The 24,947-nt window shown below is 70.4% G+C and carries 24 protein-coding genes and 1 pseudogene; 18 read left to right on the forward strand and 7 right to left on the reverse strand.

Annotation, left to right across the window (positions count from 1 at the left end; all coding sequences use genetic code 11):
* Nucleotides 1–52 precede the first annotated feature (52 nt).
* The 9 genes and pseudogenes from pepN to HCA58_RS11180 all read left to right on the forward strand — a co-directional run.
* Nucleotides 53–2,566, forward strand: a complete 2,514-nt coding sequence (gene pepN / locus HCA58_RS11140; protein ID WP_169597716.1) for an aminopeptidase N — start codon at nucleotides 53–55, stop codon at nucleotides 2,564–2,566.
* A 74-nt stretch (nucleotides 2,567–2,640) separates the two neighbouring features.
* Nucleotides 2,641–3,237 (forward strand): nicotinate-nucleotide adenylyltransferase, encoded by a 597-nt coding sequence (gene nadD / locus HCA58_RS11145; RefSeq protein WP_169597717.1) that lies wholly within the window; start codon nucleotides 2,641–2,643, stop codon nucleotides 3,235–3,237.
* 99 nt (nucleotides 3,238–3,336) lie between these two features.
* The gene (rsfS, locus tag HCA58_RS11150; RefSeq protein WP_169597718.1) at nucleotides 3,337–3,741 is read left to right on the forward strand and encodes a ribosome silencing factor; all 405 of its coding nucleotides are present in this window, start codon (nucleotides 3,337–3,339) and stop codon (nucleotides 3,739–3,741) included.
* Nucleotides 3,738–4,388: a histidine phosphatase family protein gene (locus HCA58_RS11155; protein WP_169597719.1), complete on the forward strand. Its 651-nt coding sequence runs from the start codon at nucleotides 3,738–3,740 to the stop codon at nucleotides 4,386–4,388. Before rsfS ends, HCA58_RS11155 begins: the two co-directional genes overlap by 4 nt.
* A gap of 58 nt (nucleotides 4,389–4,446) precedes the next feature.
* A complete protein-coding gene (locus tag HCA58_RS11160; protein WP_169597720.1) occupies nucleotides 4,447–5,307 on the forward strand; it encodes a DegV family protein in 861 nt (286 codons plus the stop codon).
* 179 nt (nucleotides 5,308–5,486) lie between these two features.
* Nucleotides 5,487–6,530, forward strand: coding sequence for a ComEA family DNA-binding protein (locus HCA58_RS11165; protein ID WP_346775956.1), 1,044 nt, complete (start codon nucleotides 5,487–5,489; stop codon nucleotides 6,528–6,530).
* A 62-nt stretch (nucleotides 6,531–6,592) separates the two neighbouring features.
* Nucleotides 6,593–8,953: a ComEC/Rec2 family competence protein gene (locus tag HCA58_RS11170; protein WP_346775957.1), complete on the forward strand. Its 2,361-nt coding sequence runs from the start codon at nucleotides 6,593–6,595 to the stop codon at nucleotides 8,951–8,953.
* Between the two features lie 113 nt (nucleotides 8,954–9,066).
* Complete coding sequence (gene holA / locus HCA58_RS11175; protein ID WP_169597722.1) at nucleotides 9,067–10,047, forward strand: DNA polymerase III subunit delta; 981 nt, start codon at nucleotides 9,067–9,069, stop codon at nucleotides 10,045–10,047.
* Nucleotides 10,044–10,427 (forward strand): annotated as a pseudogene (locus tag HCA58_RS11180) (hypothetical protein); the annotation flags it as partial. The gene holA and the pseudogene HCA58_RS11180, both read left to right, overlap by 4 nt.
* A gap of 341 nt (nucleotides 10,428–10,768) precedes the next feature.
* Here the strand turns inward: HCA58_RS11180 and rpsT are convergent.
* Together rpsT and HCA58_RS11190 are read right to left on the reverse strand one after the other, a co-directional pair.
* The gene (rpsT, locus tag HCA58_RS11185) at nucleotides 10,769–11,035 is read right to left on the reverse strand and encodes a 30S ribosomal protein S20 (protein WP_169597723.1); all 267 of its coding nucleotides are present in this window, start codon (nucleotides 11,033–11,035) and stop codon (nucleotides 10,769–10,771) included.
* A gap of 181 nt (nucleotides 11,036–11,216) precedes the next feature.
* Complete coding sequence (locus HCA58_RS11190; RefSeq protein ID WP_346775958.1) at nucleotides 11,217–12,203, reverse strand: phosphotransferase; 987 nt, start codon at nucleotides 12,201–12,203, stop codon at nucleotides 11,217–11,219.
* A gap of 87 nt (nucleotides 12,204–12,290) precedes the next feature.
* Between HCA58_RS11190 and HCA58_RS11195 the strand changes: the two genes are divergently transcribed.
* The 4 genes from HCA58_RS11195 (at nucleotide 12,291) to HCA58_RS11210 (ending at nucleotide 16,161) form a co-directional block, all read left to right on the forward strand.
* Nucleotides 12,291–12,824 (forward strand): DUF4240 domain-containing protein, encoded by a 534-nt coding sequence (locus HCA58_RS11195; protein WP_169597724.1) that lies wholly within the window; start codon nucleotides 12,291–12,293, stop codon nucleotides 12,822–12,824.
* 94 nt (nucleotides 12,825–12,918) lie between these two features.
* Nucleotides 12,919–14,796 carry a translation elongation factor 4 gene (gene lepA / locus HCA58_RS11200; protein ID WP_169597725.1) on the forward strand — a complete coding sequence of 626 codons (1,878 nt, stop codon included), beginning with the start codon at nucleotides 12,919–12,921 and terminating at the stop codon, nucleotides 14,794–14,796.
* Nucleotides 14,797–15,087: 291 nt separating this feature from the next.
* Complete coding sequence (locus HCA58_RS11205; protein ID WP_093407532.1) at nucleotides 15,088–15,375, forward strand: GlsB/YeaQ/YmgE family stress response membrane protein; 288 nt, start codon at nucleotides 15,088–15,090, stop codon at nucleotides 15,373–15,375.
* 141 nt (nucleotides 15,376–15,516) lie between these two features.
* Complete coding sequence (locus tag HCA58_RS11210) at nucleotides 15,517–16,161, forward strand: MOSC domain-containing protein (RefSeq protein WP_169597726.1); 645 nt, start codon at nucleotides 15,517–15,519, stop codon at nucleotides 16,159–16,161.
* A gap of 135 nt (nucleotides 16,162–16,296) precedes the next feature.
* On the opposite strand, the gene HCA58_RS11215 is transcribed toward HCA58_RS11210, so the two are convergent.
* The 3 genes from HCA58_RS11215 to HCA58_RS11225 all read right to left on the reverse strand — a co-directional run bounded on the left by HCA58_RS11215 (nucleotide 16,297) and on the right by HCA58_RS11225 (nucleotide 19,276).
* The gene (locus HCA58_RS11215) at nucleotides 16,297–17,202 is read right to left on the reverse strand and encodes a phytanoyl-CoA dioxygenase family protein (protein ID WP_169597727.1); all 906 of its coding nucleotides are present in this window, start codon (nucleotides 17,200–17,202) and stop codon (nucleotides 16,297–16,299) included.
* Between the two features lie 219 nt (nucleotides 17,203–17,421).
* On the reverse strand, nucleotides 17,422–18,381 hold the full coding sequence (locus HCA58_RS11220; RefSeq protein WP_169597896.1) for a hypothetical protein: 960 nt from the start codon (nucleotides 18,379–18,381) through the stop codon (nucleotides 17,422–17,424).
* Nucleotides 18,382–18,487: 106 nt separating this feature from the next.
* Nucleotides 18,488–19,276, reverse strand: a complete 789-nt coding sequence (locus tag HCA58_RS11225) for an enoyl-CoA hydratase-related protein (protein ID WP_169597728.1) — start codon at nucleotides 19,274–19,276, stop codon at nucleotides 18,488–18,490.
* Between the two features lie 20 nt (nucleotides 19,277–19,296).
* On the opposite strand from HCA58_RS11225, the gene hemW reads away from it, so the two are divergent.
* On the forward strand, nucleotides 19,297–20,520 hold the full coding sequence (gene hemW, locus HCA58_RS11230; RefSeq protein WP_169597729.1) for a radical SAM family heme chaperone HemW: 1,224 nt from the start codon (nucleotides 19,297–19,299) through the stop codon (nucleotides 20,518–20,520).
* 27 nt (nucleotides 20,521–20,547) lie between these two features.
* Here hemW and HCA58_RS11235 read toward each other — a convergent pair whose 3' ends face one another.
* Nucleotides 20,548–21,126, reverse strand: a complete 579-nt coding sequence (locus HCA58_RS11235; RefSeq protein WP_169597730.1) for a DUF4870 domain-containing protein — start codon at nucleotides 21,124–21,126, stop codon at nucleotides 20,548–20,550.
* Nucleotides 21,127–21,336: 210 nt separating this feature from the next.
* Between HCA58_RS11235 and hrcA the strand changes: the two genes are divergently transcribed.
* The 3 genes from hrcA (at nucleotide 21,337) to HCA58_RS11250 (ending at nucleotide 24,314) form a co-directional block, all read left to right on the forward strand.
* A complete protein-coding gene (hrcA, locus tag HCA58_RS11240; protein ID WP_169597731.1) occupies nucleotides 21,337–22,359 on the forward strand; it encodes a heat-inducible transcriptional repressor HrcA in 1,023 nt (340 codons plus the stop codon).
* Between the two features lie 73 nt (nucleotides 22,360–22,432).
* Entirely contained in the window at nucleotides 22,433–23,578 is a 1,146-nt protein-coding gene (gene dnaJ / locus HCA58_RS11245; protein ID WP_169597732.1) for a molecular chaperone DnaJ, read from the forward strand.
* 1 nt (nucleotide 23,579) lies between these two features.
* Nucleotides 23,580–24,314: a 16S rRNA (uracil(1498)-N(3))-methyltransferase gene (locus HCA58_RS11250; protein ID WP_169597733.1), complete on the forward strand. Its 735-nt coding sequence runs from the start codon at nucleotides 23,580–23,582 to the stop codon at nucleotides 24,312–24,314.
* Between the two features lies 1 nt (nucleotide 24,315).
* On the opposite strand, the gene HCA58_RS23505 is transcribed toward HCA58_RS11250, so the two are convergent.
* On the reverse strand, nucleotides 24,316–24,465 hold the full coding sequence (locus tag HCA58_RS23505; protein ID WP_169597734.1) for a hypothetical protein: 150 nt from the start codon (nucleotides 24,463–24,465) through the stop codon (nucleotides 24,316–24,318).
* Between the two features lie 38 nt (nucleotides 24,466–24,503).
* Between HCA58_RS23505 and HCA58_RS11260 the strand changes: the two genes are divergently transcribed.
* The gene (locus HCA58_RS11260) at nucleotides 24,504–24,863 is read left to right on the forward strand and encodes a histidine triad nucleotide-binding protein (protein WP_169597735.1); all 360 of its coding nucleotides are present in this window, start codon (nucleotides 24,504–24,506) and stop codon (nucleotides 24,861–24,863) included.
* Nucleotides 24,864–24,947: the final 84 nt, after the last annotated feature.

A 24,947-nucleotide genomic window follows, 5' to 3' on the forward strand; every position in this document is an offset into this window, starting at 1 on the left:
TGCCAGGGAAATGGGGGAGCCGGTTCGTTCCCCCATCGGGCAGGATAAGCGGATGCCGAGCCTGAGCCGTGCAGAGGCGACCGCGCGTGGCGCGTCGATCATCGTCGAGTCCTACCAGGTGGACCTCGATCTGACTGGGGAGGGTGAGCGGTTCCGGTCCCACGCCACGATCCGGTTCCGCGCCACCGGCACCGAGACCTTCGTCGAGGTCAAACCGGCGGAACTGCGCGGCGTACGCCTCAACGGCACCGATGTCGATCACACGACACTCGACGACAACCGGCTGCCGCTGGTCGGTCTGGCTGCGCAGAACACGCTCGTCGTCGACGCCGAGATGGCGTACACGAACACCGGCGAGGGGATGCACCGCTTCGTCGACCCCGCCGACGGGGAAACCTACCTCTACGTGATGTCGTTCCTCGACGACGTGCAGCGGGTCTTCGCCGCCTTCGACCAACCCGACCTGAAGGCGCCGGTCACGTTGTCGGTGACGGCGCCGCAGCACTGGACGGTGGCGGCGAACGCGCAGGTCGCCGCCAACCCGGCACCGGGTCGCTGGGAGTTCGCCCCCACCCTGCCGATCGCCACCTATCTCTTCACTCTGATCGCCGGCCCCTGGCACGTGCGTCGGGACGTCCACGACGGAATCCCGCTCGGCGTGTACTGCCGGCGTTCGCTCGCCGAACACCTCGACACCGATGCGGCGGAGATCCTCACCGTCACGAAGCAGTGTCTCGACCGGTTCCATCAGCTGTTCGACGAGCGCTATCCGTTCGGCAAGTACGACCAGGCGTTCGTGCCCGAGTTCAACGCTGGCGCCATGGAGAACCCGGGCCTGGTCACCTTCCGCGACGACTATGTGTTCCGCTCGGCGGTCACCGACAGCGAGCGCGAGTTGCGGGCCACCACCATCGCCCACGAGATGGCGCACATGTGGTTCGGTGACCTGGTCACCATGCGATGGTGGGACGACCTGTGGCTGAACGAGTCGTTCGCGGAGTACCTGGGCACCCGGGTCACCGCCGAGGCCACCCGGTTCGGCGGGGCCTGGACGACGTTCGCGCTGCGCCGGAAGGCGTGGGGATACGCCGCCGACCAACGTCCCTCCACCCATCCGGTGGCGCCCGACCGGGTCACCGACGCAGCCGAGGGGCTGCTCAACTTCGACGGCATCTCGTACGCAAAAGGGGCCAGTGTGCTGCGGCAACTGGTGGCGTGGCTCGGTGACGAGGCGTTCCTGTCCGGTCTCAACGAGCATTTCGCCAGGCACCGCTTCGGCAACGCCACCCTCGCTGACCTGTTGCAGAGCCTGGCCGGCAGCAGCGGTCGGGAACTGACCGACTGGGCGGATTGCTGGCTACGGACCGCACAGGTCAACACCCTGCGGGCCGAGGTGGCGGTGGACGCCGACGGCCGGTACGACGAGGTCGTCATCGCTCAGACCGCGCCGTCGACGCACCCGGTGCTGCGCCCGCACCGCATCGGTGTGGGCCGGTACGCCGTGGACGGCACCGCCCTTAGGGTCGAGGTCGACCTCGACCCTAAGAAGGACGACGGCCGTACCCGGCTCGTCGGGTTGGAGGGTGAACCGGCGGCTGCGGTTCTGCTGCCCAACGACGGCGACCTGACCTTCGCCAAGATCCGTCTCGACGCCGCATCGGCCGACGCAGTGCCGATGCTGCTGCCCCGCCTGACCGACCCGCTGGCTCGGGCCCTGCTCTGGGGTGAGGCGTTGGACGCGGCGACTGACGGGGAACGGCCGATGGCCGGGCTGGTCGACCTGATCGTCGCGGCGCTACCCACCGAGACAGAAGTGATCATCGTCGAGGATGTGCTGGCGATGACGCGTACGCTTGTCGACCGCTACCTCGACCCGCTGGCCCGACGGTCCGCCCTGGTCGGGGTCGCCGATTCCTGCTGGCGGCTGCTGGAGGGCGCGGAGCCGGGCATGTCGTTGCAACTAGCCGCCGCCCGGGGGTTGATCGCCACGAGCGTCGACGTCGAGCTGCTCTCTGGTTGGCTCGCCGGCCGGGCCGTACCCGCGGGACTGGCTGTAGACGCCGAACTGCGGTGGGCGTTGCTCAGCAGATTGGTGGTTCTCGGTGCCGCCGGTGCGGCGGAGATCGCGGACGAATTGGTGGCCGATCCGAGCGCCACCGGTGCCGAACGGGCTGCCCGTTGCCGGGCCGCGCTGCCCGAACCTGCCGCGAAGCGGGCCGCGTGGGAAATCATCGTGTCGAACACGGAGCTGTCGAATCGGCTGGTCGAGGCGACGGCAGCGGGGTTCTGGCAGCCGGAACAGGCCGAGCTGACGAGTGGCTACGTCGGCAGGTACTTCGACGACATGCCTGCTGCCGCGCAGCTACGTACGCCCTGGGTGGCGGACGATGTCGCCAACCTGGCCTTTCCCCGCTACGCGGTGTCCCAGCCGACCAGGCAGGCGGCTGCGGCGTTGCTGGCCCGCGACGACCTCACGCCCGGGCTGCGCCGGGTTGTCACCGATGCCGACGACGACCTGCGTCGAGCCCTGGTGGCGCGTACGGCGGTGGCTGCCACGAGTGCCTGACGACCGTGACCGAGCCGGTTCGGAGGGTGCCCGGCTCAGCCCGTGTTCTATGGGTGACGCCCTAGGATCATGGGGTGGAGGAAGACATCCGGCGGATCGGCATCATGGGCGGGACGTTCGATCCGATCCATCACGGGCATCTGGTGGCGGCGAGCGAGGTGGCAGACCGGTTCAGCCTCGACGAGGTGATCTTCGTGCCGACCGGGCAGCCGTGGCAGAAGGCTGACGTCGCGGTCAGCTCGGCCGAGGACCGTTACCTGATGACCGTGATCGCCACTGCCTCCAACCCTCGCTTCCAGGTCAGTCGGGTCGACATCGACCGAAGCGGGCCCACATATACCGTCGACACCCTGCGTGACCTGCGCTCCCAGTACGGGACGAAGACGCAGCTGTTCTTCATCACCGGTGCGGACGCCCTGGAGAGGATCCTCAGTTGGAAGGACCTGGACGAGATCTTCGAGCTGGCCCACTTCATCGGGGTCACCCGGCCGGGGTTCGCGTTGACCGCCGCGCACCTGCCCGCCGACACGGTCAGCCTGGTGCAGGTGCCGGCCATGGCGATCTCGTCCACCGACTGTCGGACGCGGGTCGCCCGGGGCGAGCCGGTCTGGTATCTGGTGCCGGACGGTGTGGTGCAGTACATCGCGAAACGCCGCCTGTACCGCGAGTGATCTGACCGTTTGATGCCTCTTTCCGGGTGAATCTGACGAGTCGGTGTCCCGAGCCGTGTGAGAGGCTTGAACCATCGCACGGTTGATCGAAGGAGAATGGTGACAGTTTCCGAACGCGCTCACGAGTTGGCGATCGTCGCCGCCCAGGCCGCGGCCGACAAGAAGGCTCAGGACATCGTCATCATCGACGTGGGTGACCAACTCGCCATCACCGACGCGTTCCTGCTCGCCGCAGCCCCGAACGAACGCCAGGTGCTGGCCGTCGTCGACGCAATCGAGGAGGCCCTGCTCGACCTGCCGGAGAAGGCGAAGCCGGTGCGGCGCGAGGGCGAACGTGGCGGCCGTTGGGTACTGCTCGACTACGTCGACGTCGTGGTGCACGTGCAGCACACCGAGGAGCGTGAGTTCTACGCCCTCGACCGGCTCTGGAAGGACTGCCCGACCATCCCCTTCGTCGACCGCGACCTCGCCCGCGCGGAGGCCGGCACCGGATCGGGCGAATGACCAGGCTGATCATCTGGCGGCACGGCAACACCGACTGGAACGCCGCCAGCAGGGTGCAGGGGCAGACCGACGTCCCGTTGAACGATCTCGGCCGGGAACAGGCCCGTACGGCCGCGCCGATACTTGCCGCGCTGCGCCCGGACGTCCTGGTCGCCAGTGACCTGAGCCGCGCGGCGGACACCGCCGCCGCGCTGTCCGCCCTGACCGGACTCCCGGTGCATTCCGACGCCCGTCTACGGGAGCGGCACTTCGGCAGCTGGCAGGGGCTGTTGCTGACCGAGGTGGCGCAGCGGTTCCCCGAAGAGCACGCCCGCTGGCGGGCCGGGGACCCTGACCCGGGAGCGGAAATCGAACCCCTCGACGATCTGGGCAAACGCCTCGGCGCCGCGCTGCAGGAGGCCGCCGACCAGTCGCCGGGGGGCACCGTCGTGATCGCCACGCACGGTGGCGCCGCCCGTCAGGGCTGCGGCCACCTGCTGGGCTGGGAACACGCCGTGCTGCGTACCGTCGGTTCGCTGCGCAACTGCCACTGGACGGAGCTGCGTCACGATGTGGAGCGCGGCTGGCACCTGCGTGCACACAACGTCGGGCCGGTGGACGCCCCGGCTGCCGTGACCGCTGCCCCGGCCTCCGCCGAGCCGGTCTGAGCTGACTCCTGGGGACAGGGTCGGATCGCTGCCCAGCTCGATCCGCTACGGTGCCGGCATGCCAGTCGCGGTCGTCGTCGACTCCACCGCCTACCTTCCGCCCGAGCTGGTACGGGAGCACCGGCTGACCGTGGTGCCGCTGACCGTGGTGCTGGCCGGTGTCGAAGGACTGGAAGGCGTCGAGATTTCCCCGGCGGACGCCATTCGGGCGCTGCGCGCGCGGCGGGTGTCGGTGAGTACCTCCCGCCCGTCGCCGGAGCAGTTCGGCCGGACGTACCGGGAACTGCTCGAAGCCGGTGCGGAAGGTGTCGTGTCGGTGCACCTGTCGGCCGGGCTCTCCGGCACGGTGGAGGCCGCCGGACTGGCCGCCGCCGAGCTGGGTGAGCGGGTCAGCGTGGTCGACAGCCGCTCCTGCGGCATGGGCCTCGGCTTCCCGGCGGTCGCGGCGGCCCGGGCCGCCGCGCTGGGCGCCGACCTGGCCGGTGTACGTGCGGCGGCAGCGGCTGCCATTGACCGCACGAGCATCCACTTCTATGTCGACACGCTCGAGTTCCTGCGCCGGGGCGGGCGGATCAACGCGGCGGAGGCGTTGCTCGGTACCGCGCTGTCGGTCAAGCCCATCCTGCACATGCCCGAAGGGCACATCGTGCTGCGGGACAAGGTCCGCACTGCCAGCCGGGGCATGGCGCGTCTGGCGGACCTGGCCGTCGAGGCGGCCGGCGACACGCCAGTCGACTTGGCCGTACACCATGTCGACGCACCGCGGCGGGCCGAGGAACTCGTCGACACGCTGACAGCCCGGTTCGGCGAACGGCTGCGTGACACGTACGTTTCCGAAGCCGGCGGGGCCATCGCCGTGCATGTCGGGCCCGGCCTCGCCTGCGTGGTGATCCACAGTAGGCCGGATTCCACCGGCTGACCCGCGCACCGCTCGTGGCGTCGGTGAACGGGCAACGACCGGGGTAGGAAGGCAGGCGCGGACGTCAGGTCATAGCAGAACCGCAGCATGATCAGGTGGCTGTCCACAGGGCGTTGCACTGTCCACAGGCCGACCATCTCGGGGCACGTCGCAGTGCCCTGGCGTCCTAACCTCGCGCCGTGTCGAGGGACGAGGACGAGGAGATGGCGGTCCGGCGGCGGCTGTGGCACCTGATGCCCGACGCGGCGGACACGCCGGTGGGCGCCGCCCTGCCACCGGAGCCGGGAGACGACCCGACGTCGTCCTTCGTGGCCCGGCTTCCGTTCGTCGACCGGGCTCCGTCCGCCGGGCTGCCGTCGACCGGCGATCCGCCGCCGTCTGCCGGTGGTCCCGGCACGGCGCCGCCGGTGTCTGACTGGCCGACCATGCTGCTGCCACGCCAGGCCATCGAACGGGTGGGTGACACCGGTCCGGTGCGCGACGGCCGGCCGACCTGGGCCGGTGAGCCGGTTCGTGCCCGTGACGAGGAGCCGGACGATGACCGGCGGGAGCGCGCGGTGGACCAGTCTTCGCCGACACTGCTCCTGCCGGGCCCGGGTGCCTTCGATCCGGGACGGCGGGGAGTACGAGCACTCGCGGCCGTCGCCGTGCTCGTGGTGTTGGTCGCAGGCATCTGGGCCTGGCGCTCTCGTCCTGAGGTGGAACCGGTCGTTGCCGAGACCGCAACCGCGGTGACACCCGATCCCTCGGTCGAGGGCGGCGACCAGCCGGGCAGACCGGAGTCGGAGCCGACCGGCGAGCTGGTGGTCGCCGTCGCCGGCAAGGTCCGACGGCCCGGTCTGGTGCGGCTGGCAGCCGGCGCGCGGGTGGCCGACGCCCTCGACGCCGCAGGAGGGGCATTGCCGGGTGTGGACGTGGCGATGCTCAATCCGGCCCGCCGGATCAGCGACGGTGAGCTGATCCTGGTCGGCGTACCGGCGCCTCCGGGCGTGGCGACGGGTCCAGGAGTCGGTGCCGAGCCGGGATCGGGTGGGCGGGTCAACCTGAACACCGCGACGGCGACGCAACTCGAGACGCTGCCCGGGGTGGGGCCGGTTCTCGCGCAACGGATCGTCGACTATCGCGATGAGCACGGCGGCTTCCGGTCTGTCGGTGACCTACGCCAGGTGACCGGCATCGGCGACATCCGGTACGAGCAGCTCAAGGATCTGGTGACGGTGTGAGGTCTCCGGCATCGTCCGGTCCGGCGACGCAGGCGCACGCAACCACGGGTGCTGGCACCGGCGTGGCCGTACCCGATCTCCGAATGGCGGGGCTTGCCGTCGCGGCCTGGCTCACCGCGCTGGCGGGCCTGCACCTCGACGCCCGGCGGACGCTACTGCTGGCCATCGCCGCGACCGGTTTCGCCGGGGTGGCGACCCTGCACCTGCTGGGCCTCGTCGGTCGACCCGCTCCGGCCGTACGCCGCCACGGCTGGATCGCCGTGGCGATCCTGATCGGAGTGGTCTGCGGTGGGGCAGCCACCTCGGCGCGGCTGGTCGTACGGGACGCGGATCCGCTGCGCGTCCTGGTGGAAGCCCGTGCCCGGGTGAGCGCCGATCTGGTGGTCCGGGACGACCCTCGGCCGGTACGCGGCGGCATCGCGGGCCGTCCGCCGACCTTGCTGGTGGCGGCCAGGCTGGTCACGCTGACCGGGTCCGACGGTCAGCGGATCACCACACCGGCACGGGTGCTGGTGCTCGCGGACGATCCGGCCTGGCGCGGGCTGTTACCCGGGCAGCGGCTCACCGTGGACGGGCGCCTGGCCCAGCCGCGCGGCGGCGACCTCACCGGGGCGGTCCTGATGGCCGTCGGCGCACCGATGCGGCTGGGTTCTCCCTCGGTGCTGCAACGCGCGGCTGGTCGGCTCCGAGCCGGTCTCCAGCGGGCGTGCGCACCCCTACCGGCCGACCCTGGAGGGCTGCTCCCCGGCCTGGTGGTCGGGGACACCAGCCGGCTGCCCGACACGGTGGAGGAGGACTTCCGGGCCACCGGAATGACTCACCTGAATGCTGTCTCCGGATCGAATGTCGCAATCGTGGTGGGTGCGGTGCTGTTGCTGGCCCGCTGGGCCCGCGCTGGGCCCGCGCTGGCTGTCGGGCTGTGCGGGCTGGCCCTGGTGGGCTTCGTCATCCTGGTCCGGCCGTCACCGAGCGTGGTACGCGCGGCCACCATGGGCGCGGTTGGGCTCGCCGCGCTGGCCGCCGGCCGGACCAGGGCGGCGGTGCCCGCGCTGGCCGCCGCCGTGGCGGTGCTGGTCCTCGTCGACCCGGACCTGGCCGGTGATGCCGGGTTCGCCCTGTCCGTGCTGGCCACCGGCGGACTGCTGCTGCTCGCGCCGGGCTGGCGCGATGGTCTACGGCGGCGGGGTGTACCACCGGGGGCGGCCGAGGCGTTAGCGGTGCCGGCCGCCGCGCAACTCGCCTGTTCGCCGGTGATCGCCGGTCTGACGGGAACGGTCAGCCTGGTCGCGGTGCCGGCGAACCTTCTCGCGGTGCCGGCGATCGCTCCCGCGACGGTGCTCGGCGTGGCGGCGGCGGTCGCCTCATCGGTCTGGCCGGACGGCGCTGAGGTGCTCGCCTGGCTGGCCCACTGGCCGGCGTGGTGGCTGGTGCTTGTCGCCCGGTACGGTGCCCGGCTGCCGGCGGGCAACCTGCCCTGGCCCGATGGGGTGTCCGGGGCGTTGCTGCTGTCGGCGCTGACCGTGGCGTTGCTGGTCGCTTCCCGGCGTCCGCTGGTGCGCCGCCTGGTGGCGGTCTGCACCGTCGCGGTCGTGCTGGGTGCCCTGCCGGTGCGGGTGATTGCGCCGGGCTGGCCGCCGGACGGTTGGGTGGTGGTGGCTTGTGCGGTGGGCCAGGGCGACACGGTGCTGCTGCCGGTGGCCGCCGGTCGGGCGGTGGTGGTGGACGCCGGCCCGGACCCGGCGGCGGTGGACGCCTGCCTGCGCCGGCTCGGCGTCCGTCGGGTGTCGCTGCTGGTGATCAGCCACTTCCATGTGGATCACACCGGTGGGGTGTCAGGGGTCTTCCGGGGCAGGCAAGTGGACACCGTACTGGTTCCGCAGTGGCCGGAGCCTGCGGCGGGTCGGGACCTGGTTCGCGCCACCGCTGCGGTACATGGCACGCCGGTGGCGGCAGCACCGACCGGATGGCACTTCCGGGCCGGCTCGGTCGACCTGACTGTGATCGGCCCGCCGTACCCGATGCGCGGCACCCGCTCGGATCCGAACAACAACTCCCTGGTGTTGATCGCCACGGTGGATCGGGTGCGGATCCTGCTGACCGGCGATGCCGAGGTCGAGGAACAGCGGGCGCTGTGGGAGCGGCTGCCACTGGACGGGCTGCGGGCCGATGTGCTGAAGGTCGCCCATCACGGCTCTGCTTACCAGGATGCGGCCTTTCTGGACGCGGTGCGGCCGGCGGTGGCGCTGGTGCCGGTCGGCGCGGGGAACACTTACGGACATCCCAACGAGTCGGTGTTGGCTCGGCTGGCCCGGGGCGGGACACGGGTGCTGCGTACCGATGTTGACGGGGACGTGGCGGTCGTGCGGTCGCCCCGGGGGCTTGCCGTGGTGAGGGCCGGCGTCGACCGGGTTCGTGCACCGTGAGGCTAGCCACCTAAATGCGATTGATGATAATTATGTCTGGATTTGCGCTGAGTGCGGGGTCTGCCGGCAGAGTAGCGACGAGCAGGCTGGACCTACTGGCCGAGCGTGCGAATATGGGCGGCGTGACCGTCGCCTATGCCGCTCCTATTGTGCTCGTCCTCGGCGACGAGGAGCTGCTCGCCACGCGTGCGGTGACCGAAACCGTTGCCGCCGCCCGCGCCGCGGAGCCTGGCGTCGACGTGCGCGAATACCAGGCAGGCCAACTCACCGTCGGCGAGCTCGACGAGATGCTCAGCCCGTCGCTGTTCGGTGGTCGTCGGGTACTGGTGCTCCGGTCCGGTCAGGACGCCCGCAAGGACCTGGTCGCCGCACTGCTGGCGTACGCGAAGCATCCCGATCCGGAGGTGCAGCTCGTGGTGGCGCACCTCGGTGGCGCGAAGGGCAGGGCGTTCGCCGACGGCCTGAAATCGGCAGGCGCCCGGGTCGTGCCCGCTGCCAAGCTCAAGGGACACCGCGACCGGGCGGCCTTCGTCCGCGACGAGATCCGCCGGGCCGGTGGGCGCTGCACGGACGACGCCGCCGAGGCGTTGATCGCCGCGGTCGGCAACGATCTGCGCGAACTCGCGGCGGCCTGCTCGCAGCTGATCGCCGACACCGACGGCCGGATCAGCGCCGACACCGTGGCGCGGTACTACCGGGGCCGGGTGGAGGTGAGCGGCTTCACGGTGGCCGACGCCACGATGGTCGGAGACCTGCCGGGTGCACTGGAGGCGCTGCGCTGGGCGTTGCACGTGGGGGTGGATCCGGTGCCGATCGCGGATGCGCTCGCCGACGGGATCCGTACGGTCGCCCGGGTCGCCTCGGCTGGCCGGGGCAGTCCGTACCAGCTCGCCAGCAGCCTGGGTATGCCGCCCTGGAAGGTCGAACGGGCCCAACGGCAGGCCCGTGGCTGGACGCCCGACGGGCTGGTCCTGGCCATGCGGGCGGCGGCGGAGTGCAATGCGGCAGTCAAGGGTGGCTCCGACGACCGGGCCTACGCACTGGAGAAAGCGGTCTTCTCAGTGGCGGCGGCGCGGCAGGGCGGCGCCAGGTGAGCGGAACCCTCCGTGGCTCGTGGGCCACGATCCCGGCCGACGAGCAGCGGTACCGTCCGTTCTATGCGCGAGCGCTCGGCCTGCGGTTCGTCAACCCGGGCGGGGTGCTCTGCTTCGTCTTCTTCGAGGGCGCGATCGCCTTGGCGGCGCTGCTCGCGCTCGCGGAACTGGTGACCTGGTGGGCGGTGCTCGTGCTGCCTGCCGCGGTGGCCGTGATGGTCAAGCTCAACGATCTGGTGGCCGCCGCGGTGGTGCGCTCTGCCGCAGCCGTACCCGAGCAGGAACGCGACCGGTTCCGCCAGCAGATGGAGCCGGCGGTGGGGCGTGCCAGAGTGGACTTGCTTCGGCACAGTGTGCCCGGCATCGTGGTGCGGTCCGCGTCTGCGGAGGCAGCGCACCCCGCCGCGGCACGGCAACCGTCACCTGCGCCCGGAGTCGTGTCCGCCTGGTCTCTGGACGGCGGGGGCCGGCCCTCGAACAGCACGGGCAGACCATCGGGGGAGGTGGGTCGATCCTCAGATGGTGCGGGCGAGACCGCCGAGGCAACGGGCCGTGGCGGGCCGGCAGCGAGCCGGGACACCGCCGAGCGTCGACCGGGCACCACCGAACCTGGGTCCTGACTGGGGTGGGCTGCCCGACGGCAGTGGACCACAACCGTCGAACGGACATGCGGAAGCCCCGAGGCGACACCTCGGGGCTTCCGCCAGATCTGGACGCTGGCTCAGGCGGCGAGCGACGCGACGCGCTTGGCGATCGCAGACTTGCGGTTCGCGGCCTGGTTGCCGTGAATGACGCCCTTGCTGGCCGCCTTGTCCAACTTGCGCGAGGCGTCCTGCATGAGGGCGGCGGCCTTCTCGACGTCACCAGCCTCAGCGGCCTCGTGGAACTTGCGGATGGCGGTCTTCAGCGACGACTTGACCGACTTGTTACGCAGCCGGCGCTTCTCGTTCTGCCGGTTGCGCTTGATCTGGGACTTGATGTTCGCCACGCGACAGCCTCGTCTTGATAGCTCGGGTTGGTCAGCTTGTGCGCGCGACGAGCATGCGTCATCGCTGCGCGAAGAGCCAGGTTACCAGGTCCGGTTCGGGCGGACCAAAACGGCACCGCGCCGGCCGCCGGGGACCGTCGGTCCGGACCGGGGCGCCGGTCGACGCGGGTGGAGGTGGCGGTCAAATCCAGTCGCGGCGGTGCGAGAGCCAGGCCAGAGCCTGTTCGCCGGTCCACCGTTGGTGCTCCGGCAGGTAGGCCGAGGCGGTCGGTGGGGCCGACGCTGCGGCGGTGAGGTGGTAGCCGGCGAGGGCGGCCAGGGTGACGTCCAGCGCGTCGTCGGGCGCGTCGGCGGCGGCCGGGTGACTGGTGAAGAGCGAGTCGACGTCCAGCCCGGAGGCGTACCCGGAGATCAGCAGGGTGACCAGGTCGAACCAGGCGGGTCCGTGGCACAGCCACGACCAGTCGCAGAGCCAGGCCGCGCCGGCCTTGTCGATCAGCACGTTGTCGACCCGCAGGTCGCCGTGGGTCAGTCCGGTCGCGGTGGCGGCGTACCCTGGCAACCGCGACTCCAGCGCAGTCAGTTCGGCAAGCCGCGTCCGGGCCGGGGCAGGCAGCGGCGGCACGGGTTCCCGGCCGGCGGCGACCTCTACCCACCAGAGGATGTCGTCGCGGGCCAGGTCGGCGAGGTGGGGCAGGCCGAGGCCGGTCAGTTCGGTCGGTGCTTCGGCGAGCGCCTCGGTCACGGCGGTGAAGGCGGCGAGGGCGGCGGTGAGTTCGACCTGGTCCCAGGGCAGCCGAGGGGTGCGACCGTCGACGGCGTCGAGGCACAGGACGTACCAGCCTGCCTCCGTCAGCGTCCAGCGTGGGCGGGGCGCCGGCAGACCGGCCGGCAGCCGGGTGAGGATCGCGGCCTCCCGGGCGTACCAGTCGACCAGATGCGGCTGCTCCGCATGTGGTGCTGCCTTGACGAACGCGCGGTGTCCCTCGGCGGTGCACAACAGCGAGGCGAAGCCGCGAGTGAAGCCGGCGCCGGCGTTACGAGCCCGCACCACCGGGGCGCCGAGTCGCGCGGTCACCGTGGCCCGCAGCTGCGCCGGCAGGGCGAACCAGTCGGGCCGCTGGGCGGTGGCGTGGTACGGCACGGCGGGTAGAGACGGAACGCTCACCCGCCCATGCTGCCCGCTGCCCGGCCGGGTAGCGACGTCCGGCGCGGATCCGGGCGCGCGGGGCGGCGTCTGTCACACTGGCGCCCCATGAAAACCGACGAGGTCTGGCAGTTGATCGACCGCGCCCGGGCCGGCGGGGGAGATCCGGACGCTGTCGCCGCCCGGGCCGTCACGTTGCTCGCCGCCCGAGACCCAGAAGAGATCATCGGGTACGCCGACCATCAGCGCCGGGTTCTCGCCGCGTCCCACCGGGTCGATCTGTGGGGCGCCGCGTACCTGGTCAACGGTGGTGCCTCCGACGACGGGTTCGCGTCCTTCCGGGGTTGGTTGATGACCCGGGGACGGGAGGTCTTCGCCCGGGCGGTCGCTGATCCGGACTCGTTGGCTGAACTGCCGCAGGTCAGGTCTGCTTCGCTCAGCGGCGAGGAGTTCGAGTGCGAGGACATGCTCGCGGTGCCGTGGGACGCGTACCGTGAAGCCACCGCGACCGACCTGCCGGGGGAGCGCCCGGCGGCGGCGCAACCCGACCTCGACGACTTCTGGGACTTCGACGACGAGGAAGAGGCCCGCCGCCGGCTGCCCCGGCTCGCCACCCTTTTCGTCGAGCCGCCGCAGGAGTGACGGACGCCCGGCCGGTGCCCGTGGAAGACATGGGAGCATAGAGCGGGCCGGCGCGTGCCGGCCCGCTCACGTCAGACGACCAGAACGGACCGCTGTGCCACCGACGCTCGATCCCGGCGCGAACGCTCCTGGTGCCACCGACCCGGGGCGGATCAGGAACTTCTGCATCATCGCTCACATCGACCATGGAAAGTCGACCCTGGCCGACCGGATGTTGCAGCTCACCGGCGTGGTTGATCCGCGGCAGATGCGCGCACAGTATCTCGACCGGATGGACATCGAGCGTGAGCGTGGCATCACCATCAAGAGCCAGGCGGTCCGGATGCCATGGACCATCGCCGAGGGCGAACGGGCCGGCGAGCAGGCCGTGCTCAACATGATCGACACGCCTGGTCACGTCGACTTCACCTACGAGGTGTCCCGGTCCTTGGCGGCCTGCGAGGGCGCGATCCTGCTCGTCGACGCGGCTCAGGGCATCGAGGCGCAGACGCTTGCGAACCTCTACCTCGCGCTCGAGAACGACCTGCACATCATCCCGGTACTCAACAAGATCGACCTGCCGGCGGCACAACCGGAGAAGTACGCCGAGGAACTGGCCCATCTGATCGGTGGCGACCCGGCGGACTGCATCAGGGTTTCCGGCAAGACCGGTGAGGGTGTGCCGTACCTGCTCGACGAGATCGTCCGGCAGTTCACCTCGCCGGTCGGTGTCGCCGACGCCCCGGCCCGCGCCATGATCTTCGATTCGGTGTACGACGTCTACCGGGGCGTGGTCACCTACGTGCGGGTGGTCGACGGGCGGATAGGCGCCCGAGACCGGATCAAGATGATGTCCACCGGTGCCACCCACGAACTGCTGGAGATCGGCGTCATCTCGCCGGAAATGGTCAAGGCCGACGCGCTCGGCGTCGGCGAGGTCGGCTACCTGATCACTGGCGTCAAGGATGTCCGGCAGTCCCGGGTCGGTGACACGGTCACCATCAACGGGCGGCCTGCTGCCGAGGCGCTCGGCGGCTACAAGGATCCGAAGCCGATGGTCTACTCCGGTCTGTATCCGATCGACGGGTCGGACTATCCCGCGTTGCGGGACGCGTTGGACAAGCTCAAGCTCAACGACGCCGCGTTGACCTACGAACCGGAGACCTCCGGTGCGCTGGGCTTCGGGTTCCGCTGCGGCTTCCTCGGCCTGCTGCACCTGGAGATCATTCGGGAGCGGTTGGAGCGGGAGTTCAACCTCGACCTCATCTCGACCGCGCCGAACGTGGTCTACCGGGCGATCCAGGAGGACGGCGAGGAGGTTGTGGTCACCAACCCCAGCGAGTACCCGACCGGCAAGATCGCCGAGGTGTACGAGCCGACGGTGCGGGCCACGGTGCTCACCCCCAACGACTACGTGGGTGCGGTGATGGAGCTGTGCCAGGGCCGGCGCGGCAGCCTGCTGGGCATGGACTACCTCTCCGCCGACCGGGTGGAGCTGCGCTACACACTGCCCCTCGCCGAGATCATCTTCGACTTCTTCGATCAGTTGAAGAGCCGGACGAAGGGTTACGCCTCGCTCGACTACGAACCCTCCGGCGAGCAGGCGTCCGACCTGGTCAAGGTCGACATCCTGCTGCACGGCGAGCCGGTGGACGCGTTCAGCGCCATCGTGCACAAGGAAAAGGCGTACGCCTACGGCACCTCGATCGCGGCGAAGCTGCGCAACCTGATCCCGCGGCAACAGTTCGAGGTGCCGATCCAGGCGGCCATCGGCAGCCGGGTGATCGCTCGAGAGACGATCCGCGCCATCCGTAAGGACGTGCTCGCCAAGTGCTACGGCGGTGACATCAGCCGCAAGCGCAAGCTGCTGGAGAAGCAGAAGGAGGGCAAGAAGCGGATGAAGATGGTGGGCCGGGTGGAGGTCCCGCAGGAGGCGTTCATCGCGGCGCTCTCCTCCGACTCCGACGGCGGCAAGGCGAGCGGAAAGAAGTGACCGTGCGGTAGCCGAAGTCGCCGGTGCCGGACCACACGGCGGCTTCGCCGGCCGAAGGCGCACCTGGCCACCCACTGTTTCGCCATCTGCAGCACCCCACATCGCTCAGGCGGGCGCCCGGCCATCCCGGCCGGGCGCCCGCCTGCGTCCGGTCACACTGGCGCGGTCTTTCGGAGCCGTCGTGTCCTCTCGGCCAGAAAAGCCGGTTTGGGATCTTCGCTCGTCGGGCATTAGGAGGTCACGACAGAAACACCACCAAGGTTGAACGTCTTTTTGTGAAGGAGAGCGACCATGGAGCTCACCGTCTGGGGCATCATCACCGCGCTGATCGTTGGTCTGATCGTCGGTGCGCTGGGCCGACTGGTGGTGCCGGGCCGGCAGAACATGCCGATCTGGCTGCACATGCTCATCGGTGTGGGCGCCGCGCTGCTCGGCACGGTGATCGCCCGGGCGTCCGGCTTCGCCGAGACCGCCGGTATCGACTGGCGGGAGCTGATGCTCCAGGTGCTGCTGGCCGCCGTCGCGGTCGCGCTGGTCGCCGGTGTGGGCCGTAACCGTCGGGGTGTCACCCACCGGTAACCGCTGAACCGCGAAAGGCGCCCGACCACCGAGGTCGGGCGCCTTTCTCCGGGTACGTCGTCGCCGTGGCGACCGACCGGACGGGGGTTGCCGTCGGCGCGGGCTCTGGGAAGGACGAAGCGGGTCCCGTAGTATGTGATCATGACAGGCAGGGTCACATCCGTGAATGTCGGCAACGTGACCGAGGCAACGTGGGCCGGTGACGCGAGCGGGCGCAGCGGCATCGACAAGCGGCCCGTCGACGCACCGGTGCTGATCCACGCCGGCGGGGTGACCGGCGACTTCATCGGCGACCGGGCCAACCACGGTGGTCCGGAGAAGGCCGTCTACGCGTACGCGGAGGAGGACACCGCCTGGTGGGCGACCGACCTCGGACGCACCATCCGACCGGGCGGTTTCGGTGAGAACCTCACCACGTACGCGGTGGACGTGACCGGAGCGGTGATCGGCGAGCAGTGGGCCGTCGGCGAGGTGCAGCTCCAGGTGACCATGCCGCGTACGCCATGCACCACCTTCGCCGGCTTCTGGGGCGTGCCGGATCTGGTCAGGCGGTTCACCGTACGCGCGGCTCCCGGCGCGTACCTACGGGTGCTCCGCGAAGGCGCAGTCGGCGCCGGAGATCCGATCGAGATTGTGCACCGGCCGGCACACGGGGTGACCCTCGGCGAGGTGTTCCGGGCGCTCACCCTGGAGCCGGCGCTGCTGCCCCGGTTGCTGACCGCCGACGACCTTCCCGGGCCGGTCCTCGAGAAGGCGCGTCGCCGCCTCGGCCAGGCAACTGGCTGACCGTCGCCGCCGGCACCGACCCGGACCGTGTCCGCTGCTGTCCTCGGCATCTGCCTGAACCGTCGACTACCGGCCGGGGGGGTCAGGAGGGCCCCTCGCACCAAGGGGTGGGCGTGGGGCCCCTACCTTGCGTGGTCAGCGGAGCCAGGGGATGTCGCGGTCGAGTAGACCGCGCTGCTTCAGCTCTCTGCGCAGCGGGATCTCGTCGTCGACGTAGCCGTCCCAGTTGATGCCCCAGTAGTTGGCCGTGTGGGTGCCCTCACCGAGCAGTTGGCGCTGCACCGGCGTGCGGTTGCGGTACCACTGGCCGTCCGTGTCGGGGTGTAGTTCGTCGAGCGGACGGATCCACCGGTAGGTGTAGCCGACGAACAGCATCTTGCGAGTGACGGTCGACAGGTTCGTCGACCGGGAGTGCCACTGGCGGCGGTCGAATATGAAGGCGTCGCCCGGGTTGGCGGTGATTTCCACGGTGCCCTCGGGGTCCGGGTTGTGCACGCTTAGGTCCATCGGGCGCGGCAGCGAGTTCCACAGGTGGCTGCCGGGAATGACCTTCGTTGCTCCCCGTCCCTTTTTCGACAGGTCGGACAGCACATAGGCGACCTTCAGGGAGAACATCGGTCGCGGCAGGAGCGGGTCCATCGTCTCCGGGTCGGAGTTCTGGCGGTATCCGTCCTGGTGCCAACCCCAGTACGGCTTCTCGGGTTCCGATGCCGGTGGCGTCACGTCGAGGTGGTTGTGGTGGGTGTAGATGTTCCATCCGGCCAGTCCCCACATGTAGGGGAACGCGATCGGATGGGTGAGCAGGTCACCGAAGAGCTCGTCGCGCTCGAGGAAGCCCAACAGGTGCAGGGTGCCGTCCTTGGTCGTGTTGCCGTTGGCCTTTTCCTCCTCGTACACCCGGTCGACTGCGGTCTCGAGAGCGGCTCGGTGATCCTCGGTCAGGACGTTGCGCAGCAGGAGAAAGCCCTGCTCGTGAAATTCCTTGCGGTCGACGTCACTGATCGGTTCGTAGCCGGTCTGATCGCCGTAGTCGAATGCCACGTTCGTACCCCTCCCCAAGAGGTGAAAGCATTTCTGGCACAGGCCGCAGATCGTAGCGTGCGTGAAAAGCGTGCGGGGGGCGCCCCGAACTCATTCCACAGGTGCGGGGACTTGATGGCGGGTGACGCTGATACCGCACGTCACTCAACGTTGCGGCAACAGCCCCAACAGGCTTGTTGCCTGATTTTGCGGTGACTGCGGGTAAGGAAATCGGGGTCGTCAGACGTCGGCGTGGACCTCGGCGAGGACTTCCGTGTCACCCCGGTCGCTGTCGGGCAACCGCTTCCAGCCACCGCGCTTGGCGGTCCACTCCCGGCCGTCATAGGTCACCCGTTTCACCCCGTGCTCCTTCGCGTGGGAGACCAGCCAGTGCGTGTAGCGCCAACCGGCCCGGACACCATCGGCGGAAGCCGTCAGGCTGCCGGCGGGGCTCCGCTCGAAGTCGTTGATCTCCACCTTCAGCAGGGTCGGGTTGCCGTCGTTGTCGACGGTGGAGCTGTAGTAGCCCGTGCCGGCCCTCCGGTCGTCGTCGGAGGTGGAGGCCACCAGGCCCCAGTCGAGCGACAGTCCCTCGGTCAGCGCGGCGATGGCGGCGGCGCCGCGCATCGCCGGGTCGCCGTTCACCGCGCAGGCGACCGCCGTGGTGGCGTGACCGAGCAGTGCGCGGGAGAGCACCTGCGACTCGTCGGCCCACTTCTCGTACGCTTCCGGGAAAGCCGAACGCTGAACCTTCTGCGCGGCGTCGGTGACCCGCATGTCCTCCCAGCCGCGCACCTTCTTCAATGCCGCGTAGAACTTTCCGGCCGCGTAACGGGGGTCGCGGATCTGTTCCGGAGTGCCCCAACCCTGGCTCGGTCGCTGCTGGAACAGCCCAACGGAATCGCGGTCGCCCCCGGCCAGGTTACGCAGTCCCGACTCCTGGTAGGCGGTCGCCAGCGCCACCACCACCGCCTGTTCGGGCATCTCCCGCTGCACCCCGATCGCGGCGATCGTCGCCGCGTTGGCCATCTGCTGTGAGTCGAGCGTCACCTCGCCGTCGGCCTGCACCGTGCAGGCCCGGCCAGCCAGTGGTAGCCGTAGTCCCTCGCCCGCCTGTCGCAGCACCACGATCATCCCGATCGCGGCGATCAGGACGAGTACCACGAAGCCCGTCGCAGCAGCCCGAGTTCGCACCCACACCTCCCGTGTCAAGGTCCGCCAAGCGTACGTCCCGCATCGACCTACACGGCACCTCCGACCGGTTACGCCCTACGCGTGACGTACGGTTCCCCGTCGCGACTCTGTCTCACCTGTCGAGTTCCGCCACCCAACGCGGTGCCCGCTTCTCGCGGAACGCGGTGACCCCCTCGATCCCGTCGGCCGACAGGAAGTAGTCGGTGGACAGCGCGGACAATTCGGTCAGTTCGGCGCGCAGGTCGACGGTGGTCGGCCGACGCAGTAGGCGCTTCACGCCGGCCAACGCCGCCGGGGCTCCACGGACCAGCGAGTCGCAGTACCGCCGTACCACGGCATCCAGTTCCTCAGCCGGCACCGCGGCGGTCACCAGGCCGATCTCGGCAGCCCGTCGACCGTCGAAGGGGTCACCGGTCAGGTACAGCTGGGCTGCCGCGCGGCTCGTCAGGCGGGGCAGCACCGTCGCGGAGATCACGGCGGGGATCACCCCGATCCGCACCTCGGTGAAGGCGAACGTCGCATCGACGGCGCAGACCGCCAGGTCGGCCGCCGCGATCAGCCCGAGGCCGCCGGCCCGTGCCGGACCGGCGACCCTCGCCAGAACCGGTTTGGGACACTCCCGTACCGCCACGAGCACGTCACCCAGCATCCCGGCGGGCACCGTGCCGCTGGCGTACGCCGCCGCGGTCTCCTTCAGATCGGCGCCGGAGCAGAAAGTTGGACCGGTGTGGTCGAGCACGATCACCCGGACCGCGTCGTCGGCGACCGCGGCGGCCAGCCCGGCCAGCAGCTCGGTCATCAGCGGCGTGGAGAGTGCGTTGCGGTTGTGCGGGCTGTCCAGGGTGAGCGTGGTCACCCCGTGGGCCGTGGCGACCGGTACGAACGCGTCGGGAGGCGTCATGCCAGGGCACACTAGTGGCCATGCCCGGCGTCCTTCCAGTAGGCGAGCCCGTCCCTGCCGAGGGGTCGCTGCCCGCCTCCGCCCGCGTGTCCGTAGGTGCCAGGGGCTTCGGGGTGTACGTGCACGTGCCCTTCTGTGCGAGCCGCTGCGGCTACTGCGACTTCAACACGTACACCGCCGACGAGCTGGGCGCCGGCGCGAGCCGGGAAGGTTACGTCGACGCCGTGCTGACCGAGCTGACGCTCGCCGCCCGGGTGCTGCGGGACGCACCGCCGCCCCGAGTGGACACGGTTTTCGTCGGCGGTGGCACGCCCACTCTGCTCCCCACCGGCGACCTGGCCCGGATCCTGGACGCGATCGACCGGACCTGGGGGCTGGCCGCCGAGGCAGAGGTGACCACCGAGGCCAACCCGGAGTCGGTGACACCCGCCTCGCTCAAGGAGCTGCGCGCCGCCGGGTACACCCGCATCTCGCTGGGCATGCAGTCGGCCGCGCCCGGGGTACTCGCGGTGCTGGACCGTCGGCACAGCGCAGGCCGGGCAACCGCCGCGGCGTTGGAGGCCCGCGACGCCGGCTTCGACCACGTCAATCTCGACCTGATCTACGGCACCCCGGGAGAGCGGGCGGAGGACTTCGCCGCCTCCCTGGAGCAGGTGGTGGCCGCCGGTGTCGACCATGTCAGTGCGTACGCCCTGATCGTCGAGGACGGCACCAGACTGGCGGCTCGGATGCGCCGGGGCGAGCTGCCGTACCCGGACGAGGACGTGGCCGCGGACCGGTATCTGGCCGCCGAGTCCGTCCTCGACGCGGCCGGCTTCTCCTGGTACGAGGTCTCCAACTGGGCTCGCACGGTAGCCGCCCGCTGCCGGCACAACCTGCTCTACTGGACCGGAGGCGACTGGTGGGGGCTCGGCCCCGGGGCGCACAGCCACGTCGGCGGGGTGCGCTGGTGGAACGTCAGACATCCCGCCACGTACGCGGGGCGCCTCGGCGCCGGTGAGTCTCCCGGGCAGGCCCGGGAGGTGCTCACCGGCACCGAGGCGCACATGGAGGACGTGATGCTCCGCCTGCGGCTGGCCGCTGGCCTGCCGCTGGACGCGTTGACCGACGCCGGTCGCCTGGGCGCGGCGCGGGCGCTGGCCGCCGGGTTGCTCGCCGAATCCGCCCACGCCGCCGGCCGCGCGGTGCTCACCTTGCGCGGCCGGTTGCTCGCCGACGCCGTGGTCCGCGACCTGCTGCCCTGATCCCCGTGATCAGTCCGGCTGGCGCCGTCAGCGCTTCACGAAGGAGTAGCTCATCGGGTAACGGTAGAGCGTCCCGTCGTTGGCCTTGACCCCACCGATGATGCCGAAGATCACCGGCACGACCCAGACGAGCATCGGGACGAAGAACAGGATGCCGCAGGTGATCGCGGTGAGCACCCAGCTCAGTACGCCAACGACAGCCCAGGTGAGCTGGAAGTTCAGTGCGGCCACCGAGTGTGCCCGGGTGACCGGCGACTGCTGCCCGCGGGTCATCATCGCGATGAGCGGTGCCACCCAGCCGAAGAGCCCGCCGCCGATGACGACGCCGAGCGGGCCGCCGAAGTGGGCGATCAGCGTCCAGGTCTTGTCCTCGTTGTTGGCGTAGCCGCCACCGGGAGCGCCATGGCCCCCGGTCGGGTAGCCGACACCGGGGGCTCCCGGTGGCGGCGGGTAACCGCCGGGTGGGGGGTAGCCGGCCGACGGCGGCTGATCACCGGTGGGGGGTGGGTAGCCGCCGGGCGGTGGGTAGCCGCCCTGGCCAGGTGAACCGGACATTGGTGTCGTGGGTTCGTCGCCGGAGTTCGGGGGACGAGGTGGTTCAGTCATGGGGGCCACGGTAGGTGCCGGCGACAACGGCGCACCAGAGCGACACCGGCCAGTGTCAACCCACCGTTCGGTTGGATGGTGGAAGTGCTGACTTGATCATCGCGTCGACAGGGACGCCGACGTAGACTGGCACTCGCTACAGTCGAGTGCCAGAGTGTTCCTCTGGCGGCCGTGACGCCGCGGGCTGACCTGCGACAGGAGGTGGCAAGGATGAGTCTGGACGACCGGAAGCTCGCCGTGCTCCGGGCAATCGTCGAGGACTACGTCGCCACTCAGGAGCCGGTCGGTAGCAGGTCGCTCGTCGAGCGGCACCAGCTCGGGGTCTCGCCGGCCACGGTCCGTAACGACATGGCGGTGCTGGAGGAGGAGGGGTACATCCGCCAGCCGCACACGAGCGCGGGACGGGTACCCACCGATCGTGGCTACCGCCTCTTCGTCGACCGGCTGAGCCGGGTCAAACCGCTGAGCCCGGCCGAGCGTCGGGCGATCGAGCGGTTCCTGGCCGGTGCCGTGGATCTCGACGACGTGGTGCACCGCACAGTGCGGCTGCTGGCGCAGCTGACCCGGCAGGTCGCCGTCGTGCAGTATCCGAGCCTGGCCCGGTCCAGGGTGCGTCACCTGGAACTGGTGCCCATCTCCACCACCCGACTGATGCTTGTGATGATCGCCGACACCGGCCGGGTCGAGCAGCGACTGGTGGAGCTGCCCGCACCGGTCCCCGCCGACGACGTGCTGGATCTGCGCCGGCTGGTGAACGAGAAACTGGTAGGTGTCCGGCTGTCGGAGACCCCGCCGCTGGTACAGGCACTCATCGACGAGTGCGTACCCCACCTGCGACCGGCGATGACCACACTCTCGACGGTGCTGTTGGAAACGCTCGTCGAACGGCACGAGGAGCGGCTCGCTCTGGCCGGCACCGCCAACCTCACCCGAGGTGGCCTGCTCGACTTCCAGGGCTCGTTGCGGCCGATCCTCGAAGCACTTGAGGAGGAGGTCGTACTGCTCAAGCTCATCGGCGAGGTGGAGCCGAGCACACTGCGGGTGCGAATCGGCGACGAGAACGAGATCGACAACCTGCGGGCTGCATCCGTGGTCAGCACCGGGTACGGCCCGGGCGCGACGATCGTCGCGGGCATGGGTGTGCTGGGGCCGACCCGGATGGACTACCCCGGGACCATCGCCACGGTGAGGGCCGTGGCACGCTACGTGGGCGAGCTGCTGGCCCAGAACTGACCAGTCAGGGCCGACGGCAGGCTGCCGCCGCCGAACGGCGTAACTCGAGACGAACACGAGGACACGGAACGCAGTGGCCAGGGACTACTACGGCATTCTCGGCGTGAGCAAGGGTGCCTCCGATGACGAGATCAAGCGCGCCTACCGCAAGCTGGCGCGACAGTTCCATCCGGACGTGAATCCGGATCCGGAGGCACAGGAGAAGTTCAAGGACATCAACGCCGCGTACGAGGTCCTCTCGGACGATCGGAAGCGGCAGATCGTGGACCTGGGCGGGGACCCGCTGGCACCGGGCGGAGGTGGGCCCGGCGGACCGGGCGGCCCCGGCGGAGCCGGACCATTCGTCGGCTTCCAGGACATCATGGATGCGTTCTTCGGTGGTGCCGCCGGTGCCGGACGAGGTCCGCGACCACGTACCCGCCCCGGTGCCGACGCGATCCTGCGACTGGAGTTGGACCTCCAGGAGACGGCCTTCGGTGTCGAGGCGCCGATCACCGTCGACACCGCCGTACTCTGCACCACCTGCTCCGGCGCGGGCACGGCCGCCGGCACACACCTGGCTACCTGCGAGGCGTGTGGCGGCCGGGGCGAGGTGCAGTCGGTGCAGCGGACCTTCCTCGGCCAGGTGGTGTCCGCCCGTCCGTGCACGGTCTGCCAGGGATACGGCACCACCATCCCGCACCCCTGCCCGACCTGCGCCGGTGACGGCCGGGTCCGCACCCGGCGTTCGCTGACCGTCAAGATCCCCGCCGGGGTGGAGGACGGTATGCGGATCAGACTGGCCCAGCAGGGCGAGGTCGGCCCGGGGGGCGGCACCGCAGGTGACCTCTACGTGGAGATCCACGAACGGCCACACGACGTGTTCTCCCGCAAGGGCGACGACCTGCACTGCCGGGTCACCGTGCCGATGACCGCCGCCGCGCTCGGCACCCGGTTGACCATCAAGGCGCTCGACAGTGAGGAGCTGCTCGACGTCAAGGCGGGTACCCAGCCGGGCAGCACGTTGCGCCTGCGCGCCCGTGGTGTACCGCACCTACGCGGAGCCGGGCGGGGCGACCTCTACGTCCATCTGGACGTGCGTACGCCCACCAAGCTCGACGCCGAGCAGGAGCGGATGCTGCGCGAGTTCGCCAAGACCCGTGGCGAGGAGGTCGCCGAGCTGACCAAGCAGGGGGGCTTCTTCTCCCGGATGCGCGACGCCTTCAACGGCCACGCCTGACGTGTCCGCCCCGCTGTTCCTGGTCGAGGCGCTGCCCACCGCGAACTCGATGGTGCTGGACGGTCCGGAGGGACACCACGCCGCTACCGTGCAACGGTTACGCGTCGGCGAGCAGGTGGTGCTCGCCGACGGCCGTGGCGGCACCGCCACCGCGGTGGTCACCGCTGTCGGCCGGGGCACCCTAGACCTCGACGTGATCGACCGTGGGTACGTCGACGCGGCGAACCCCCGGCTGGTGGTCGTCCAGGGCATCGCCAAGGGTGACCGGGGTGAGCTTGCCGTGCAGGCGATGACCGAGGCCGGTGTGGACGAGGTGGTCCCGTGGGCGGCGAGCCGGTCGGTGGTGCAGTGGCGCGGAGACCGGGGCGTACGAGCCCGCGGCAGGTGGGTCGCGACCGCCCGGGAAGCGGCCAAGCAGGCTCGACGGGCGTGGCTCCCGGTGGTGGCAGGCGCCCCGGACGAGGCCACCGCCTCGGTGGCGGGTCGACTTGCCGGCGCGGCGGCCGGCTACGTGCTGTCGGAGGAGGCGACCGACCGACTGACCACCGTCGAACTTCCCGAACGCGGTGAGATCGTGCTGGTGGTGGGGCCGGAGGGGGGCATCTCCCCGACGGAGCTGGCGGCCTTCGAGGAGGTCGGCGCCCGACCGGTGCGGCTGGGTCCGTCGGTGCTGCGCACCTCCACCGCGGGCGTGGCCGCCCTGGCGGTCCTCGCCACCCGGCTGCTGCGCTGGTGAGTCAGGCGCCGGTCAGGTTCGCAGGTACGAAGCGCCGTTCACGGCGCTGATCGCGCGCCGTACGCCGGATTCGCCGGAAACCGAGCCGGTCGGCTGCGTCGTCGACCATCGTCGGCACGGCGTCCGGTGCGGCCAGGTCCGTGCGAACCATCACGTGGCCCGTACCCGGCCCTTCCTTACACTGCCCGGATGGGAAGTGACTGTCTGTTCTGCCGCATCGTCGCCGGTGAGATCCCGGCCACCGTGGTCCGCGAGACGTCCACCACGCTGGCCTTCCGCGACATCGACCCGAAGGCGCCGGTGCACGTGCTCGTGGTGCCGAAGGAGCATTACGTGGACGTGGCCACCCTCGGTCAGGGTGATCCGGTGCTGGCCGGGGAGGTGCTGGCCACGGCCGCCGCGGTGGCCGAGGACGAGGGTCTGCTCGGCGACGGGTTCCGGCTGATGTTCAACACCGGGGCGTACGGCGGCCAGGAGGTCTTCCACGTGCACGCGCATGTGCTCGGCGGTGCCCCTCTCGGCCCGATGTTGACCCGGAGCCTCGGATGAGCTCGGCCGGCGGTCCCACCTCCGCCGCCGGTCGTCAGGAGCGGATGGTACGGCAGGTTCAGGCGCAGGCCGGGGTACCGGCGG

Origin of the sequence: Micromonospora sp. HNM0581 (assembly GCF_012726175.1) — a bacterium.
Lineage (GTDB): Bacteria > Actinomycetota > Actinomycetes > Mycobacteriales > Micromonosporaceae > Micromonospora.

What these genes read in the sequence shown, in the direction of transcription:
- HCA58_RS11205 (WP_093407532.1), top strand. Translation starts at nt 15,088, where the DNA reads ATGGAGCTCACCGTCTGGGGCATCATCACCGCGCTGATCGTTGGTCTG.
- HCA58_RS11235 (WP_169597730.1), bottom strand. Translation starts at nt 21,126, where the DNA reads ATGACTGAACCACCTCGTCCCCCGAACTCCGGCGACGAACCCACGACA.
- holA (WP_169597722.1), top strand. Translation starts at nt 9,067, where the DNA reads ATGGGCGGCGTGACCGTCGCCTATGCCGCTCCTATTGTGCTCGTCCTC.
- HCA58_RS11210 (WP_169597726.1), top strand. Translation starts at nt 15,517, where the DNA reads ATGACAGGCAGGGTCACATCCGTGAATGTCGGCAACGTGACCGAGGCA.
- HCA58_RS11195 (WP_169597724.1), top strand. Translation starts at nt 12,291, where the DNA reads ATGAAAACCGACGAGGTCTGGCAGTTGATCGACCGCGCCCGGGCCGGC.
- HCA58_RS11260 (WP_169597735.1), top strand. Translation starts at nt 24,504, where the DNA reads ATGGGAAGTGACTGTCTGTTCTGCCGCATCGTCGCCGGTGAGATCCCG.
- HCA58_RS11160 (WP_169597720.1), top strand. Translation starts at nt 4,447, where the DNA reads ATGCCAGTCGCGGTCGTCGTCGACTCCACCGCCTACCTTCCGCCCGAG.
- pepN (WP_169597716.1), top strand. Translation starts at nt 53, where the DNA reads ATGCCGAGCCTGAGCCGTGCAGAGGCGACCGCGCGTGGCGCGTCGATC.
- HCA58_RS23505 (WP_169597734.1), bottom strand. Translation starts at nt 24,465, where the DNA reads ATGGTTCGCACGGACCTGGCCGCACCGGACGCCGTGCCGACGATGGTC.
- hrcA (WP_169597731.1), top strand. Translation starts at nt 21,337, where the DNA reads ATGAGTCTGGACGACCGGAAGCTCGCCGTGCTCCGGGCAATCGTCGAG.
- HCA58_RS11155 (WP_169597719.1), top strand. Translation starts at nt 3,738, where the DNA reads ATGACCAGGCTGATCATCTGGCGGCACGGCAACACCGACTGGAACGCC.
- hemW (WP_169597729.1), top strand. Translation starts at nt 19,297, where the DNA reads ATGCCCGGCGTCCTTCCAGTAGGCGAGCCCGTCCCTGCCGAGGGGTCG.
- HCA58_RS11225 (WP_169597728.1), bottom strand. Translation starts at nt 19,276, where the DNA reads ATGACGCCTCCCGACGCGTTCGTACCGGTCGCCACGGCCCACGGGGTG.